Source organism: Streptomyces sp. H27-D2, from assembly GCF_035828615.1.
Classification (GTDB): Bacteria; Actinomycetota; Actinomycetes; order Streptomycetales; family Streptomycetaceae; genus Streptomyces.
Window position 1 is genome coordinate 1 of record NZ_JAYMZR010000129.1, and the last position, 16,216, is coordinate 16,216.

Genomic DNA, 16,216 nt, shown 5'->3' on the forward strand with positions numbered 1-16,216 from the left:
GAGACGACGGAGCCGACGGAGCCGACGGAGCCGAGGGAGCCGACGGAGCCGACGGCGGGCCGCCGCTCGCGGACGGCTCCGCGCTGGGGGAGCCGCCCGGGGAGTCGCCCCGGGCGGAGCCGCCGGCGGAGGGTGCGGCGGACGCGGCGGGTGTGCCGAACGCCCGCGCGTGCCGGGTGACTTCGTCCTGTAGCGGCCGCAGCCGTTCGGCCAGGTCGGGGTGCGCCCCCGCGGTCGCCGCGTAGGACTCCAGCAGTTCGGCGCTGTCGCGTGCGCCACGGGTGCGCAGCCGCTCGGCGGCCGGACCGTGCTCGGACTGTGCGGCTTGTGCGGCCTTTTCGGTGGCCGGGGTGTCGTCGGAGCAGCCGGTCAGCAGTGCTCCGGCGCCGAGCGTCCCCAGCGCGCCGACGGCGAGCAGGCTCCGCCGTCGCGGGCCGGGGGCGGAGCCGGGCGAAACGGATGGAGGGGCGGCCGGGCCGCCGGGGCCCCGCGTTGTCGTCATGGACGGCACGTTCCTCTTCCTGGCCTCTTTCTGGGCAGTGATCACCGCAGGTGAGCGTACCGGCGTCGGGCCGGGCTCCCGGTGCGGCCCCGCCGGGCCGGGGCGGGGCCGCCGAATCGTCAGCACTGTGTGGGAACGGATAGTCTTTGACCGACACACGACTTTCCCCACAACAGCACACGCGGCCGAGGAGTCATCCGGATGAGCACCACCCAGAGCGAGAGGCTGCGCGAACTGCTGGAACCGCTCGCGAGCGAGCGGGACCTGGATCTGGAAGAGGTCGAGGTGACGCCGGCCGGTAACCGCCGGGTGCTCAGGATCGTGGTCGACTCCGACGAAGGCGTACAGCTGGACGCGTGTGCCGAGCTCAGCCGGGCGGCCTCCGCGGTGCTCGACGAGTCGGACGTGATGGGCGCGACCCCCTACGTCCTCGAAGTCGGCTCCGCCGGAGCGGAACGACGGCTGACCGAGTTCCGGCACTACCGCCGCGCCCTCGGCAGGCTGATCAAGATCGAGTTCGTCGACGGCGACGCGGACGCCGACGAGCTGATCGCGCGGATCATGCAGCTGGACGAGGCGGGCCTCGACCTGGAGGTGCCGGGCGTCAAGGGGCGCAAGCCCAAGGCGCGCCGGGTCGAGTTCAGCGAGATCGCCAAGGCGCGGGTCGAGGTCGAGTTCCACCGCAAGGCCGCCGAGAAGGCCGAGCGGATCGCCAACGAGGCCGCACTCGCGGACGGCGGCGATGACGACGATGACGATGACGTGCAGGACGACGACGAGCGCTACGACGACGAGCAGCACGACGACGAGCAGGGCGAGCACGTGAACGAGAACGAGAACAAGCACGACGAGAGCAAAGAGGAGGCGTAGCCGTGGACATCGACATGAGTGCCCTGCGGGGTTTGGTGCAGGAGAAGGAGATTTCCTTCGACCTGCTGGTCGACGCGATCGAGTCGGCCCTCCTCATCGCGTACCACCGCACCGAGGGCAGCCGCCGTCAGGCGCGGGTGAAGCTCGACCGTGAGACCGGACACGTGATGGTCTGGGCGAAGGAGGACCCGGGGGCCGACGCCGAAGAGGGCGCCGAGCCCCGTGAGTTCGACGACACCCCGGGCGGCTTCGGCCGGATCGCCGCGACCACCGCCAAGCAGGTCATCCTGCAGCGGCTGCGCGACGCCGAGGAGGACATCACCTTCGGCGAGTACGCCGGCCGCGAGGGCGACGTCGTCACCGGCGTGGTCCAGCAGGGCAGGGACCCGAAGAACGTCCTGGTGGACATCGGCCGCATGGAGGCCATGCTGCCGGTGCAGGAGCAGGTGCCGGGCGAGGACTACAAGCACGGTCTGCGGCTGCGCACCTATGTCGTACGGGTGGCCAAGGGCGTGCGCGGCGCCTCCGTGACGCTGTCCCGTACGCACCCCAACCTGGTGCGCAAGCTGTTCGCCCTGGAGGTCCCGGAGATCGCGGACGGCTCCGTGGTGATCGAGGCGATCGCCCGTGAGGCAGGTCACCGCAGCAAGATCGCGGTGCGCTCGACCCGTTCCGGGCTCAACGCCAAGGGCGCCTGCATCGGCCCGATGGGCAGCCGGGTGCGCGCGGTCATGGCCGAGCTGCACGGCGAGAAGATCGACATCGTCGACTGGTCGGACGACCCGGCGGAGCTGGTGGCGCACGCGCTGTCGCCCGCGCGGGTGAGCAAGGTCGAGGTCGTGGACCTCGCGGCGCGCTCCGCCCGGGTCATCGTGCCCGACTACCAGCTCTCGCTGGCGATCGGCAAGGAAGGGCAGAACGCCCGGCTCGCCGCCCGGCTGACCGGCTGGCGGATCGACATCCGCCCGGACACCGAGGAGAGCGGCGAGCAGGACGACCGCCGTGACGACCGCCGCGACGACCGGGACCGGTCCGCGCGCCGCGACTGACGAGAGGCCGGGCCCGGTCGCACCGACCGGGGCCCGGCCCAGCACAGCCGATCACCGGCCGGAGTGCGTCAAACACCACCGACGACCCATGTATCCGTTCGGCCTCAGCCCCGGAAGGGTGAGGCCCGCGCGGGGAGGTAGACTTAAGTAGTGTCTGGCCGGACGCATGCCCGTGTATGCCCTGAGCGAACCTGTGTGGGATGCCGGGAGCGAGCGGCCAAGGATGACCTGCTGCGTGCGGTGATGATCGAGGGCGAATGCGTCCCCGACCGTCGCGGTACGCTGCCCGGCCGGGGTGCCTACGTGCATCCCGGCACGGCGTGTCTCGATCTGGCGGTCCGCCGCCGGGCGTTTCCCCGGGCCTTCCGGACCAAGAGTCCGCTCGGCGCCGAGGAACTCCGCCTCTACATCGAGCAGGCCGAACAGTCCGCCACCACGGCGGCATCGTAAGAGAACGGCACGGGAACCCGTGCGGTCAGGTACCTCGCGAGTCGGAAGTAGGTCGAGATTGCGATGAGCACTCGATGAGTACGCGATGAGTACGCCCATGAAGTAGCGACGGTCCGGCGGACGAGCACCCCGGACCTAAAAGGAGCGAAGTGGCTAAGGTCCGGGTATACGAACTCGCCAAGGAGTTCGGGGTTGAGAGCAAGGCTGTTATGGCCAAGCTCACTGAACTCGGTGAATTCGTACGTTCGGCGTCCTCGACTATCGAGGCGCCCGTTGTACGCAAATTGACTGACGCTTTCCAGCAGGGCAACGGCTCCGGCCGCGCCGCCGGCAAGCCCGCGGCGCCGTCCAAGGCGACGCCCGCCAAGCCGTCCGCACCGGCCCCGGCCGGAGCGGCACGTCCCGCTGCCCCGCAGTCTCCGGCGGCCAAGCCTGCCGCGGACGACGCGAGCAGCACTCCCAGCACTCCGGCTCCGGGCCCGCGTCCGGGTCCGAAGCCCCCGGCGCCCAAGCCGGCCCCGGCGCAGCCCGCGGCCCCGGTCGCCCCGGCGGCTCCGGTCGCCCCGGTCGCGCCCGCGGCTCCGGCTCCGGTTTCCCCGGCTCCGGCCGCTCCGGAGTTCACCGCGCCGCCGGCGGCTCCCGCCGCGCGGCCCGCGGCGAGCAGCAAGCCCGGCGCCACCCCCGGCCCGCGTCCGGCCCGTCCGGCTCCGGCCGGTCAGAGCCGCGACCAGGGTCGCGAGCAGGGCGGCCGTCCCGGCGCCCCGCGTCCCGCAGGCCAGGCAGGCGGCCAGGGCGCCGCACGTCCGGCCGGCGCGCGTCCGTCCGGACCGCGTCCGGGCAACAACCCCTTCACATCCGGTGGCAGCACCGGCATGGCGCGTCCGCAGACGCCCCGACCCGGTGGCGCCCCGCGTCCCGGCGGTCAGGGTGCTCCCGGCGGCGCTCCGCGTCCCGGCGGCCCGAGTGCCCCCGGCGGCGCCCCGCGTCCGCAGGGTGCGGGCAGTGCCCGCCCGAGCCCGGGCGGCATGCCTCGTCCGCAGGCAGGCGCCCCGCGTCCCGGTGGCGCTCCGGCCGGTAACCGGCCGAACCCCGGCATGATGCCGCAGCGTCCGGCTGCCGGCGCGCCCGCGCGTCCCGGCGGCGGCCCCGGCCGCGGCGGTCCCGGCGCCGGTGCCGGCCGTCCCGGCGGCGCTGCCGCCGGCCGTCCCGCCGGTGGTGGCTTCGCAGGCCGTCCGGCAGGTCCCGGTGGCGGCGGTCGTCCCGGTGGCGGCGGCTTCGCAGGCCGTCCCGGTGGCGGCGCTCCCGGTGGTGGCGGCGGTTTCGCCGGCCGTCCCGGCGGCGGTCGTCCCGGTGGTCCGAACGCGCGTGGTGGAACGCAGGGCGCCTTCGGCCGTCCCGGCGGTCCCGCTCGTCGCGGTCGCAAGTCGAAGCGGCAGAGGCGCCAGGAGTACGAGGCCATGCAGGCCCCGTCCGCCGGCGGCGTCATGCTGCCGCGCGGTAACGGTGCGACGGTTCGTCTGTCGCGCGGTACCTCGCTGACCGACTTCGCGGAGAAGATCGGCGCGAACCCGGCGTCGCTGGTCCAGGTGCTGTTGAACCTGGGCGAGATGGTCACCGCGACCCAGTCGGTCACCGACGAGACGCTGCACCTGCTCGGCGGCGAGATGAACTACGTCGTCGAGATCGTCAGCCCGGAGGAAGAGGACCGCGAGCTTCTCGAGTCCTTCTCCATCGAGTTCGGCGAGAACGAGGGCGGCGAGGAAATGCTCGTCGCGCGTCCGCCGGTCGTGACCGTCATGGGTCACGTCGACCACGGCAAGACGCGCCTGCTGGACGCGATCCGCAAGACGAACGTCGTTGCGGGCGAAGCCGGCGGCATCACCCAGCACATCGGCGCCTACCAGGTCGCCACCGTCGTCAACGGCGACGAGCGTCCGATCACCTTCATCGACACACCGGGCCACGAGGCGTTCACCGCCATGCGTGCCCGTGGTGCGAAGTCCACCGACATCGCGATCCTCGTGGTCGCGGCGAACGACGGTGTGATGCCGCAGACGATCGAAGCGTTGAACCACGCCAAGGCGGCCGACGTGCCGATCGTGGTCGCGGTCAACAAGATCGACGTCGAGGGCGCCGACCCGACCAAGGTGCGCGGTCAGCTCACCGAATTCGGGCTGGTGGCCGAGGAGTACGGCGGCGACACGATGTTCGTCGACATCTCCGCCAAGCAGGGCGAGAACATCGACGCACTGCTGGAAGCGGTCATCCTGACCGCTGACGCCTCGCTCGACCTGCGGGCCAACGCCTCGCAGGACGCGCAGGGCATCGCGATCGAGGCTCACCTCGACCGTGGTCGCGGCGCCGTGGCGACCGTGCTGGTTCAGCGCGGCACCCTGCGGGTCGGCGAGACCATGGTCGCCGGCGACGCTTACGGCCGTGTCCGGGCGATGCTCGACGACAAGGGCAACAACATCACGGAAGCGGGTCCCTCGACCCCCGTCCTGGTGCTCGGTCTGACCAACGTGCCCGGTGCCGGCGACAACTTCCTGGTTGTCGACGAGGACCGTACGGCCCGCCAGATCGCCGAGAAGCGCGCGGCGCGAGAGCGCAACGCGGCCTTCGCCAAGCGCACCCGACGGGTGTCCCTCGAGGACCTCGACAAGGTGCTCAAGGCCGGTCTCATCCAGGACCTCAACATCATCATCAAGGGCGACGCGTCCGGTTCGGTGGAGGCTCTCGAGTCCTCGCTGCTCCAGCTCGACGTCGGTGAAGAAGTTGACATCCGGGTGCTGCACCGCGGTGTGGGTGCGGTCACCGAGTCCGACATCAACCTGGCGTCCGGCTCCGACGCGATCGTCATCGGCTTCAACGTGCGCGCCGAAGGCCGCGCGACGCAGATGGCCGACCGCGAGGGCGTCGACGTCCGGTACTACTCGGTGATCTACCAGGCCATCGAGGAGATCGAGGCGGCCCTCAAGGGTCTGCTCAAGCCGGAGTACGAGGAGGTCGAGCTGGGCACCGCGGAGATCCGCGAGGTCTTCCGCTCCTCCAAGCTCGGCAACATCGCCGGTGTGCTCGTCCGCTCGGGCGAGGTCAAGCGCAACACCAAGGCGCGACTGCTCCGCGACGGCAAGGTCATCGCGGAGAGCCTCAACATCGTGGGGCTGCGTCGCTTCAAGGACGACGTCACCGAGATTCGTGACGGTTTCGAGGGCGGTATCAACCTCGGTAACTTCAACGACATCAAGATCGACGACGTCATCGCGACGTACGAGATGCGCGAGAAGCCTCGCGGCTGATCACGTTGAATGCGACCGGGGCCGGTCGGCGGAGCGTATATCCGTCGATCGGCCCCGGCCGTTGCGTGTACGGTTCTTGTGGCCCTGCTGATCAGCGGGCGCCATGGACGAGGCCTTCCGGGTGGGCTTCACCCGCACTGCATGTATGTAGGGACGCTGTCCTTCGACCTCCTCCTCGGCGATATTCGATCGCTGAAGGAGAAGCGCTCCGTCGTCCGCCCGATCGTCGCCGAGCTGCACCGCAAGTACGCGGTGAGCGTGGCGGAGGTCGGCGACCAGGACCTCCATCGCAGGGCCGAGATCGGTCTCGCGGCGGTCTCCGGGGACGCGGGGCATCTCACAGACGTACTGGACCGGTGCGAGCGCTGGATCGCCGCCCGGCCCGAAGTGGAGCTGTTGTCCGTACGACGACGGCTGCACGGCGACGATGACGACTGAGCGCGGCGCCGTCGCCGGAAGCAAGATGCTGGAAGACATGAAGGAGAAGGACCGGTGACCGACAACGCGCGGGCGCGAAAGCTGGCGGACCGTATCCAGGTCGTGGTCGCGGAGACCCTGGACCGGCGCATCAAGGACCCGCGACTGGGGTTCGTGACGATCACGGACACCCGGATCACGGGTGACCTGCGGGACGCGACCGTGTTCTACACGGTCTTCGGCGACGACGAGGACCGGGCGGCCTCGGCCGCCGCGCTGGAGAGCGCCAAGGGCGTCCTGCGCTCCGAGGTGGGCAAGCAGGTCGGGGTGCGCTTCACCCCGACGCTGGCCTTCGTCCTCGACGCGCTGCCGGACGACGCGAAGACCATCGACGACCTCCTCGCGAGGGCGCGCGCCTCCGACGCCCAGGTGCGGGACGCCTCGACGGGCGCCGAGTACGCGGGCGACGCCGACCCGTACCGCAAGGCCGAGGACCCGGACGACGAAGGTGACGACGGCGACGAGACCGATGCCGCCGACGCCGCCGACGGCACAGCCGCCGAGCCGTCCGGAGCCGCCGGTGACGGAAAGGCGGCCGCGCCGGACGGGGCCGCGGAAGGCGACGAGGGCACGTCGAAGGTATGAAGCGCAAAGGAACCGGGCCCGACGGCCTGGTGATCGTGGACAAGCCCGCCGGCTACACCTCGCACGACGTGGTCGCGCGGATGCGAGGCATCGCCAAGACCCGGCGGGTCGGGCACGCCGGCACCCTCGACCCGATGGCGACCGGCGTGCTCGTCCTCGGCGTCGAGAAGGCGACCCGGCTGCTCGGGCACCTTTCGCTCACCGAGAAGGAGTACGTGGGGACCGTCCGGCTCGGCCAGACGACCGTCACCGACGACGCCGAGGGCGAGATCACCGCGTCGAAGACCGCTCACGGCATCGCCCGTGACGCCATCGACGCGGGCATCGCCAAGCTGACCGGCGCCATCCAGCAGGTGCCGTCGAAGGTCAGCGCCATCAACATCGACGGCAGGCGCGCGTACTCGCGGGTGCGGGAGGGCGAGGAGTTCGAGATCCCCGCCAGGCCGATCACCATCCACCGCTTCGACCTGCACGAGGTGCGCGAGGCGACGGCCGAGGACGGCGCCGCCGTACTCGACCTCGACGTCACGGTGGTCTGCTCCTCGGGTACGTACATCCGTGCGCTGGCCCGCGACCTCGGCTCCGACCTCGCGGTCGGCGGCCATCTGACGGCGCTGCGCCGCACCAGGGTCGGCCCGTACGGAATCGACCAGGCGCACACCCTGGAGCAGTTGGAGGAGACGCTCGCGGTGCTGCCGATGGGCGACGCCGCCGCGGCTGCCTTCCGCCGCTGGGACCTGGACGCCGAACAGGCCAGGCTGCTCGCTAACGGCGTCCGGATCGACAGTCCGGGACTGGCGGGGGACGGCCCGATCGCCGTCTTCGACCCCGAGGACAACTTCCTGGCGCTCATCGAGGAGCACAACGGCAGGGCCAAGAGCCTCGCCGTGTTCCACCGGTAGTCACCAGCGATCGCCGGCAGCACTGTCAGCCGCCGCGCCGCGCCGCACTGCGGTGAGTTGCGGTGAGTTGGGCACGTTCGTTTCATTGTGGGGCGGTACCGGAGGTCCGGTGCCGCCCCACAACTCCCCTCCTGGCCCCCCGGCCCCTGCTGGATCGGGCGCGATTGCGCCCCCTTGTCTCTTTATCCATTCCGTGCGGCGGATTCACCCCTTCGGGCGGGCGCTCGGAGTGATTGACGGGCGCGTATGGGGGCGCGTTCGCCAGGTGATCTGTCCGGCCGATCACGATCCGTCTACCGTCGGGGAACGGGGTGTGACGGGGAGGATCGGCGGATGGCGGTAGGGGTTTCCCATGCCGGAGGCCAGGCTCGGGGCTACGGCCGCCCTGACCCGGGTCCGGACCGGGTCAGGGCGGAACAGGGCCGGGCGATGCCGGGACATGGCCGGGGCGAGGGCGCCCGGAGCCGTTCCGGCGCTGACGGGCCGCTCCGCGCGGACCGGGCCCTGGTGCTCATCCGCGACCTGGCCGGCCGCCCGCGCGGCACCGGCTTCCTCGCCGACGACCTCGGCACCCTGATCACCAGCCATGAGGCCGTCGACGGCCTCGCGCGCCTGGTGCTGTGCGCCCCCGGCGACCGGACCTGCCTGGTGGACGCGGACGCGGTCACCGCGCTGCCCGAGGCCGACCTCGCACTCGTACGGACCGAAGGTCTCGCCGTGCAGCCGCTGCCGGTCGCGGCGGCGGCCGACATCGAGCCGGGCACCCGGGTCCGGCTGCGGGCCCGCGGCTGGCTGGACGGCTGGACCGTGGACGGCACCGCCGCGGTCACCTACACCGCGACCGACCGCTTCCATCTGCTCGGCACCGCGCTGGAGCTCTCGGTGGACGCGGCGGGCGAGGGCGAACCGGCCGACCGGGAGGCGCTCGCGCTGGGCGGCGCGGCGGCGGGCGGACCCGTGCTGGACGCGCGCACGGGAGCGGTCATCGCCGTGCTCGGCACCGCCCTGCACGCCGGCCACCGGGCGGGCGGCTTCGCGGTCCCGCTGCGGGCAGCCGCGGCGGCGGACCCGGGCGGCCCGCTCGCGGCGCTCCTGGAGCGGAACGCGGCGACCGTGCCCGCATACGGCAGAGAGCTGAACCTCGCGGGCGCGCTCCAGCTCACCGGCCTCTCGGTCGGCTCCGGCAACGCGTCCGGCGGGGCGGCCGAGAGCCCTCCCGGGTGGCGTGAACCGGTCGAACGGCCGCACACCGCCGAGGAGTTCAGGGCCTTCGAGGCGGGCGGCGCGGCCGTACTCGCGCTGGTGGGCGACCCCGGCACGGGGCGGACGACGGAGCTGGCCGCGCTGGCGGCCCGCCGTGCGTGCGGCGCCGAGCCGATGCCGACCGTCTGGCTGCGCGGCGCCGATCTGCGCGCCGCCGACCGGAGCCTGACCGACGCGGTGGGGCGCGCGTTGGAGCGGGCGGGACGCATCATCACCGCGTCGGCGGGCGAGGCGGGCACCATCGGCGACGCGGGCGCCGCCACCCCGGACGCGCTCGCCCGGCTGGCCCGCGTCATCGGCCGCCCGCTGCTGATCCTGCTGGACGGCCCGGAGGAGATGCCGCCGGTGCTCGCCCACCGGCTCCCGGAGTGGACGGAGCGGACCGCGAACTGGCTGCGGGAGGCGGGGGCGCGGCTGGTCGTCGCCTGCCGCCCCGAGTACTGGGAGCAGGCCGGTGCGCTGTTCCCGGCGGCCCTGCGCTACGTACCGCGGCACCCGGCGGAGACCCCGCGCGGCGCCCCCGCGCGGGCGCTGCCCGACTGCGTACGGCTCGGCGACCTGCCGCCCCACCAGGCCGAGCAGGCCCGGGAACGCTACGGCATCCCGCCCGCCGCCCTGACCGAGGCGGACGCCCGCCATCCGCTGGCGCTGCGGCTGCTCGCCGAGGTGCGGGCGGCGCTGCCGGAGGAGGCGGAGCGTCCGCGGGAGGCGGCCGGAACGGGAGATGACGCGCCGCCGAGGTGGGACGTCTTCTCGGCGTACCTCGACCTGATGTGCCTGCGGATCGCGGAACGGCTGGCAGCCGCCGAGCGGCCCGCGCCGCGCGGCAGCGCGGTCCGGCGGCTCGCGGCCCGGGTGGCGGGGCAGGCGCACGAGGCGGCCCGTCGCTGCCTGGGCCCCGAGCAGGGGGAGCTGGGACGGGAGTCCTTCGAGGAGATCTTCCCGTGGCGCACGGGCTGGGCGTCGGCGGTGCTGACCGAGGGCCTGCTCGTCCCGACGGGCGCGGGCTACCGCTTCGCGCACGAGGAATTCGCGGACTGGCTCCAGGGCAACCACCTGGACCTGGACGTCGCGTTGAACGCGCTGGTGCACCGGTGGCGTGCGGACGCGAGCGTGCTGGAGGACGAAGCCGACGGGGTCGGCGGGAGTGGTGCGGCCGGCGGGGGCGTCGGGGTGCCAGGAGTGGCCGCTTCCATCACGTTCGGCACGGCCGGCACTTCCGCCACGTCGTTCACGCCCACCACGTCATTCGCCTCCGTCAGCGTTCCACAGGCTCGCGCGCCGCGTCAGCGTGCCCGGCGAGGGCGGGCGGCGGGCGACCGCACACGGGTGTCCGAGACCGTGCCCGCGCAGGGCGGAGCGGCTGCCTCCGGCTCCGGCTCCGGCTCGGAGAGTGTGTCCACCGCAGGCCCTGACCCGCTGCCCGTTCCCCGGCACCGGATCGGGCCGGTCATCCAGGCGCTGCTGCTGCTCGGCCGCCAACAGGGCCCCGCCCATCTCGCGCGCCGCCTGGAGAACTTGGTGCACGCGCTCGACGCCCCGTACCCGTACCCGAGCGCGGACGGCGGCGGCCTGGCCTCCCCCCGCCCCCCGGTGGCGGACCCGGCCTGGTGGGCCGCTCACCTGCTCGGCGAGGTGCTCCTCCGGGTGCCGGACAGCCGGCCGTACCTGGGCGTGCTGCGGCTGCTCGCGGAGCGGATCACACTGCGGTCCGTACGGCGTGGCGGATTCGCGCTGAGCGGGGAGTGGGAGGGCGAGGGGGACCGCCCGGCGGAGGGCCCGCCGGAGGACCGTGCGGGAAGCCGCGTGGAAGGCCGGACGCACGGACAGTCCGGTCGGAACGAAGCCGAGCGCGACCTCGGGGGACCGGAGGGCCGTCACCCTCACGACCTCGGCGGGCTGGCCGAGTTCGGGCCGTGGTTCTGGCTGCGGCTGCCGCTGGACCTCGCCGCGCGCCTCGACCTGCTGCGGCTGCTGCTCCCCGCCGACGGGCCGCCGCCCGCCGCCGAGGACGGCCGTGCCGGCCTCGGCGCCCTCGGCGCCGCCGCGACGGGCCGCTTCCTGCCCGCCGTACGGGATCTGCTGTGCGCCGATCCGCGCGAGGTGCAGCCGCTGCTGTGCCGCTGGTTCGCGGACGGACGGCCGTTGCAGGCGGCCAGGCGGGCTTCGGAGGGGGCGGACGCGCCCGATGAGCGTCCGACGGTCGCAGCCGCCGCCCAGGCGCTGCTGTACACCCACCGCCGGCGAGCCGTCGACGACCTCACCGAGGCGCTGGTCGCCGCGGCCCACTCGCGCGCCGACGAACTCCTCACCGCGCTCGCCGAGGACGAGCCGTCCGCGCTCTGCCGCGCCGTGGACCGCTGGGCGCACGACGAGCGGCCCGAGCGGCATGTCGCCGCGGCGGCCTACGGGCCGTGTGTGGCGCCCTGGGTGCGCACCGCCGCCGACCGTGAACTGCTCCGCTACTCCGCCCTCGTATCGCTCGGCCGCGCCGCCGACGCGCCGCTGCACGGAGCGGCGCTGGCCCTGCTCGTACGCGATCCGGCGACCCGCGCCACATACCTGGAGCCCGCGCTGAAGCGGTTCGCGGCGGGCGACCGGCATGTGCCGTCGAGCGCGTTCGCCCCCGCGCTCGACACCCATCCGGAGCCGGTGCTCGCCGTGTTCCGGGCCCGGCTGTACGAAGCGGGCGAGGGCTCGGGCGAGGTGCTGCGGACCCTCGCGGAGGTGACCGCCCCGGCGCTGGCCAGGCGGGCCGCCATGCTCGTCCGCGAACACGTCACGCACCGCCCCGAAGGCGCCGGGCACGCCGCCGCGTTCGTCGACCGGCGGCTGGAGCACGGCCCCGAGGCGCGCGCGGTGGTCTTCCCGCTGGTGGTGGATCTGCTGCGGGAGCACCCCTCCCGGGTCCGCCGGGCGCTGGTGCCGGTGCTGGCGGAGCCGGGGACGGCGGTGTCGCGGCCGCTGCGGCAGGAGCTGCTGGAGGTGCTGCTGGAGCGGGAGCAGTACGGGGCGCGGTACGGGGAGCCCCGGCTGCCCGGAGCGCAGGATGCGCAAGGGGCTCACGAGCTCCAGGGGTCGCACGAGGTCCGTAAGGTCCAGAGGGAGTCGGCCGGCCCGGACCTGGACGTCCTCGACGCGCTGCTGCTGGCGGTGGCCGAAGGCGCCGCGCGCCGCCCGGAGGCCCGTACCCGTGACCTGGTGCACCGCACGGGCATGCTGCTCGTCCGCACACCGGAGGGAGCCGCCTGCTTCGACCGTCGGGTGGTGCAGCTGGCGCGGGAGGTGCCCGGTTTCGCGGGGTTGGTACGCGGGTGGCTGGAGTCGGCGCCGGGGGAGTGGGCGGCGGTGGTCGGGCCGAGCGCACTGCGGCAGTGCGAGGTCCTGGCGGGTGTGGCGCGCCCTGCGCGGCGGTCCGGGGCGGGTCCCGCCTATGCCGATGCGAGCGGCGGGCGCACGGCATGGCAGTCTTAGACCTGCGTAATCGACACACAAGAGTTCGGGCGAGGAGCGGGCACAGTGCAACGCTGGCGTGGCTTGGAGGACATCCCCGATGACTGGGGACGCAGCGTCGTCACCATCGGCTCCTACGACGGCGTGCACCGCGGTCACCAATTGATCATCGGGCAGGCGGTGGCCCGCGCGCGTGAGCTGGGCGTGCCCGCGGTCGTGGTCACCTTCGACCCGCACCCCAGCGAGGTCGTGCGGCCGGGCAGCCACCCGCCGCTGCTCGCCGCGCATCACCGGCGCGCGGAGCTGATGGCCGAGCTGGGCGTGGACGCGCTGCTGATCCTGCCGTTCACGACCGAGTTCTCGAAGCTCTCACCCGGCGACTTCGTGGTGAAGGTGCTGGTCGACAAGTTGCACGCGCGTCTCGTCGTCGAGGGCCCCAACTTCCGTTTCGGGCACAAGGCCGCGGGCAACGTCGCCTTCCTGACCGAGCTGGGTCCGACGTACGACTACGAGGTCGAGGTCATCGACCTGTACGTACGGGGCGAGGCGGGCGGCGGCGAGCCGTTCTCCTCCACCCTGACCCGGCGGCTGGTCGCCGAAGGCGACATCGCGGGCGCGATGGAGATCCTGGGCCGGCCTCACCGGGTCGAGGGCGTCGTGGTGCGCGGAGCGCAGCGCGGACGCGAACTCGGCTACCCGACCGCCAACGTGGAGACGCTCCCGCACACCGCGATCCCGGCCGACGGCGTGTACGCCGGCTGGCTGACCGTCGACGGCGAGGCGATGCCCGCGGCGATCTCGGTGGGCACCAACCCGCAGTTCGACGGCACCGCGCGGACCGTCGAGGCGTACGCGATCGACCGGGTGGGCCTGGATCTGTACGGGCTGCACGTCGCGGTGGACTTCCTCGCGTATCTGCGCGGGATGGAGAAATTCGACTCGATCGAGACGCTGTTGGAAGCCATCGCGGATGACGTCAAGCGGTCCAGCGCGCTGGTCGAGGCGTACGGGAAGCCGTAGCGCTGCCGCCATTGCACGCGTGACGACGCGGTAGACGCACGTAGACGCACGAAGGGCTCGCACCGTTGGGACGGTGCGAGCCCTTTCGCGCTCGGGCGGTGCGGCGACCGTTACTGCTGGTACGGCGGCGGCTGCCCGCCCTCGGCCGACCTGTCGGGCTGCTGCGGCCAGGCCTGGCCCGGCTGCGGCGGCTGCGCGGGCTGCTGGTGCTGTGGCCAGCCCGGCGGCACCGGACCCTGCTGGCCGGGCTGCTGGCCCGGGTAGCCCTGCTGACCCGGCTGGGGCGGCGCTCCGGCCGGGCTGGGGGCGGACTGCGCCTGGGACGCGTCCGAGGGCTGCCACCCCTGCTGCACACCGGGCTGCGGCTGCTGCGGCGTCGGGGCCTGGGGCTGGGCCTGCGGGTAGCCCTGCTGCTGCGGTTGCGGGGGCTGCTGCTGGGGGTAGTACGGCTGCTGGGGCTGCTGCGGCAGCGGTTGGCCCGTCTGCGGGTCGAAGCCCTGCTGGACGTACGGGCCGCCGGGCTGCTGACCGCCCTGCCACTGCTCCTGCCGGCCAGGCTGCTGCTCCTGGTAGCCCTGCTGGCCGGGCAGCGGCGGGGCCGCCTGCGGGGGCGGGTTGCCGTCCATCGTCCACAGACCCTGCTGCTGCTGGGCGCGTGAGAAGTCCTCGGCGACCAGGGCGGACAGGTTGAAGTACGACTCGCGGGTCTTGGGCCGCATCATGTCGAGATCGACTTCCGCGCCGGCCGACAGGTGCTCGTCGAAGGGCACCACGATGACACCGCGGCAGCGGGTCTCGAAGTGCTGCACGATGTCCTCGATCTTGATCATCTTCGCGGTCTCGCGGACGCCCGAGACGACCGTGATGCTGCGCTGCACCAGATCCGCGTAGCCGTGCGCGGACAGCCAGTCGAGCGTGGTGCTGGCGCTGCTCGCACCGTCCACGGACGGCGTCGAGACGATGATCAGCTGGTCGGCGAGGTCGAGGACGCCGCGCATCGCGCTGTAGAGCAGACCGGTGCCCGAGTCGGTGAGGATGATCGGGTACTGCTTGCCCAGGACGTCGATCGCGCGGCGGTAGTCCTCGTCGTTGAAGGTCGTGGAGACCGCCGGGTCCACGTCGTTGGCGATGATCTCCAGACCGGAGGGCGCCTGCGAGGTGAAGCGGCGGATGTCCATGTAGCTGTGCAGGTGCGGGATCGAGTGCACCAGGTCGCGGATGGTGGCGCCGGTCTCGCGGCGCACCCGGCGGCCGAGCGTGCCGGCGTCGGGGTTGGCGTCGATCGCGAGGATCTTGTCCTGGCGTTCGGTGGCGAGCGTCGCCCCGAGCGCGGTGGTCGTCGTGGTCTTGCCGACACCGCCCTTGAGGCTGATCACGGCGATGCGGTAGCAGGACAGCACGGGCGTGCGGATCAGTTCGAGTTTCCGCTGCCGCTCCGCCTCGGCCGCCTTGCCGCCGATCTTGAAGCGCGAACCGGGGCCGTTGCCCTGATTCTTGGGCTTCTGCTTGCCCCGCAGCAGCCGGTCGGAGGACAGCTCGACGGCGGCCGTGTAGCCGAGCGGCGCACCGGGCACCGAGCGCTGGCGCTGATCGGGCGGGACGGCGGGCCATCCGCCGGAGCGGGGGTCGACCGGACCGGACTGCCCGGACTGCGCGGGCTGCGGCTCCGGTGCGGCGGCGGGTGCGCCCGCCTGCGGGTAGCCGTAACCGGGTTGCGGCATGGCCGGGTTGGGGTCGCCGGGGTTGGGGCCGGACGGGTAGGGCGCGGCTTGGTTCGGGGCGGCCGGTTGCTGTCCCGGTTGCTGCGCCGACGTCGGCGGCAAGGGCTGCCCGGGGTACGGGTGGCCTCCGGGCTGGGGAGCCCAGGGGGCGGCCGGGACGGCGTCGCTCGGCTGCGGGTAGCCGTAGCCGGGCTGCGCGTTGGGGTGGTCCGCCAGGGGGTAGCCGTAGCCGGCCTGTGCGTTGGCGTGGTCCGGAGCTGGTGCGGGGGGCGCAGCCGGGGCGGGAGCCGGCGCGGGGAAGCCGGGAGTGCCGGGAGTGCCGGGCGGCGGGAAGCCCTGGCCGCCTTGCCGGTCCGGAGCGCCGGGCCCTGCGGGCTGCTGGCCGGAGGCGTAGGGGGCGGAGGGGTACGGCCCGGGGGCGTACGGGGCGGGCTGGTCGGCGGCCTGCGGGGACCAGGGCGCGCCGGGGGCGGGAGGCGCGGCAGGGGTACCGGGAGCGCGGGCAGCGTGCGCCTGCGGGGAGCCGGAACCGGCCTGCGGGGGCGCGGAGGCAGCGGGCTGCTGCGCGACGGGCTGCTGCCCGGCGGGCGGTTGCGCGGCGGGCGGTTGCGCGGCGGGCGGGAAC

11 protein-coding genes are annotated in these 16,216 nt (G+C 73.5%); 9 read left to right on the plus strand and 2 right to left on the minus strand.

The window, feature by feature from the left end; genetic code table 11:
* Window positions 1–502: hypothetical protein (locus tag QMK28_RS30965; RefSeq protein ID WP_326443016.1), on the minus strand; the 502-nt coding region annotated here is incomplete at its 3' end.
* 201 nt (window positions 503–703) lie between these two features.
* Here QMK28_RS30965 and rimP point away from each other — a divergent pair.
* The 9 genes from rimP to QMK28_RS31010 all read left to right on the plus strand — a co-directional run bounded on the left by rimP (window position 704) and on the right by QMK28_RS31010 (window position 13,870).
* A complete protein-coding gene (rimP, locus tag QMK28_RS30970; protein ID WP_443050887.1) occupies window positions 704–1,372 on the plus strand; it encodes a ribosome maturation factor RimP in 669 nt (222 codons plus the stop codon).
* 2 nt (window positions 1,373–1,374) lie between these two features.
* Window positions 1,375–2,421: a transcription termination factor NusA gene (gene nusA / locus QMK28_RS30975; RefSeq protein WP_326443017.1), complete on the plus strand. Its 1,047-nt coding sequence runs from the start codon at window positions 1,375–1,377 to the stop codon at window positions 2,419–2,421.
* 150 nt (window positions 2,422–2,571) lie between these two features.
* Window positions 2,572–2,871 carry a YlxR family protein gene (locus QMK28_RS30980; RefSeq protein WP_326443018.1) on the plus strand — a complete coding sequence of 100 codons (300 nt, stop codon included), beginning with the start codon at window positions 2,572–2,574 and terminating at the stop codon, window positions 2,869–2,871.
* Between the two features lie 149 nt (window positions 2,872–3,020).
* On the plus strand, window positions 3,021–6,170 hold the full coding sequence (infB, locus tag QMK28_RS30985) for a translation initiation factor IF-2 (RefSeq protein ID WP_326443019.1): 3,150 nt from the start codon (window positions 3,021–3,023) through the stop codon (window positions 6,168–6,170).
* Window positions 6,171–6,311: 141 nt separating this feature from the next.
* Window positions 6,312–6,608, plus strand: a complete 297-nt coding sequence (locus tag QMK28_RS30990) for a DUF503 domain-containing protein (protein WP_326443020.1) — start codon at window positions 6,312–6,314, stop codon at window positions 6,606–6,608.
* Between the two features lie 54 nt (window positions 6,609–6,662).
* Complete coding sequence (gene rbfA / locus QMK28_RS30995) at window positions 6,663–7,232, plus strand: 30S ribosome-binding factor RbfA (protein WP_326443021.1); 570 nt, start codon at window positions 6,663–6,665, stop codon at window positions 7,230–7,232.
* Window positions 7,229–8,134: a tRNA pseudouridine(55) synthase TruB gene (gene truB, locus QMK28_RS31000; protein WP_326443022.1), complete on the plus strand. Its 906-nt coding sequence runs from the start codon at window positions 7,229–7,231 to the stop codon at window positions 8,132–8,134. The genes rbfA and truB overlap by 4 nt, the downstream gene beginning before the upstream one ends.
* A 333-nt stretch (window positions 8,135–8,467) precedes the next feature.
* Window positions 8,468–12,871, plus strand: a complete 4,404-nt coding sequence (locus QMK28_RS31005; RefSeq protein ID WP_326443023.1) for a trypsin-like peptidase domain-containing protein — start codon at window positions 8,468–8,470, stop codon at window positions 12,869–12,871.
* A gap of 45 nt (window positions 12,872–12,916) precedes the next feature.
* Window positions 12,917–13,870, plus strand: coding sequence for a bifunctional riboflavin kinase/FAD synthetase (locus QMK28_RS31010; protein ID WP_326443024.1), 954 nt, complete (start codon window positions 12,917–12,919; stop codon window positions 13,868–13,870).
* A 110-nt stretch (window positions 13,871–13,980) separates the two neighbouring features.
* On the opposite strand, the gene QMK28_RS31015 is transcribed toward QMK28_RS31010, so the two are convergent.
* On the minus strand, window positions 13,981–16,216 hold a 2,236-nt coding region (locus QMK28_RS31015), incomplete at its 5' end, for an AAA family ATPase (RefSeq protein WP_326443025.1).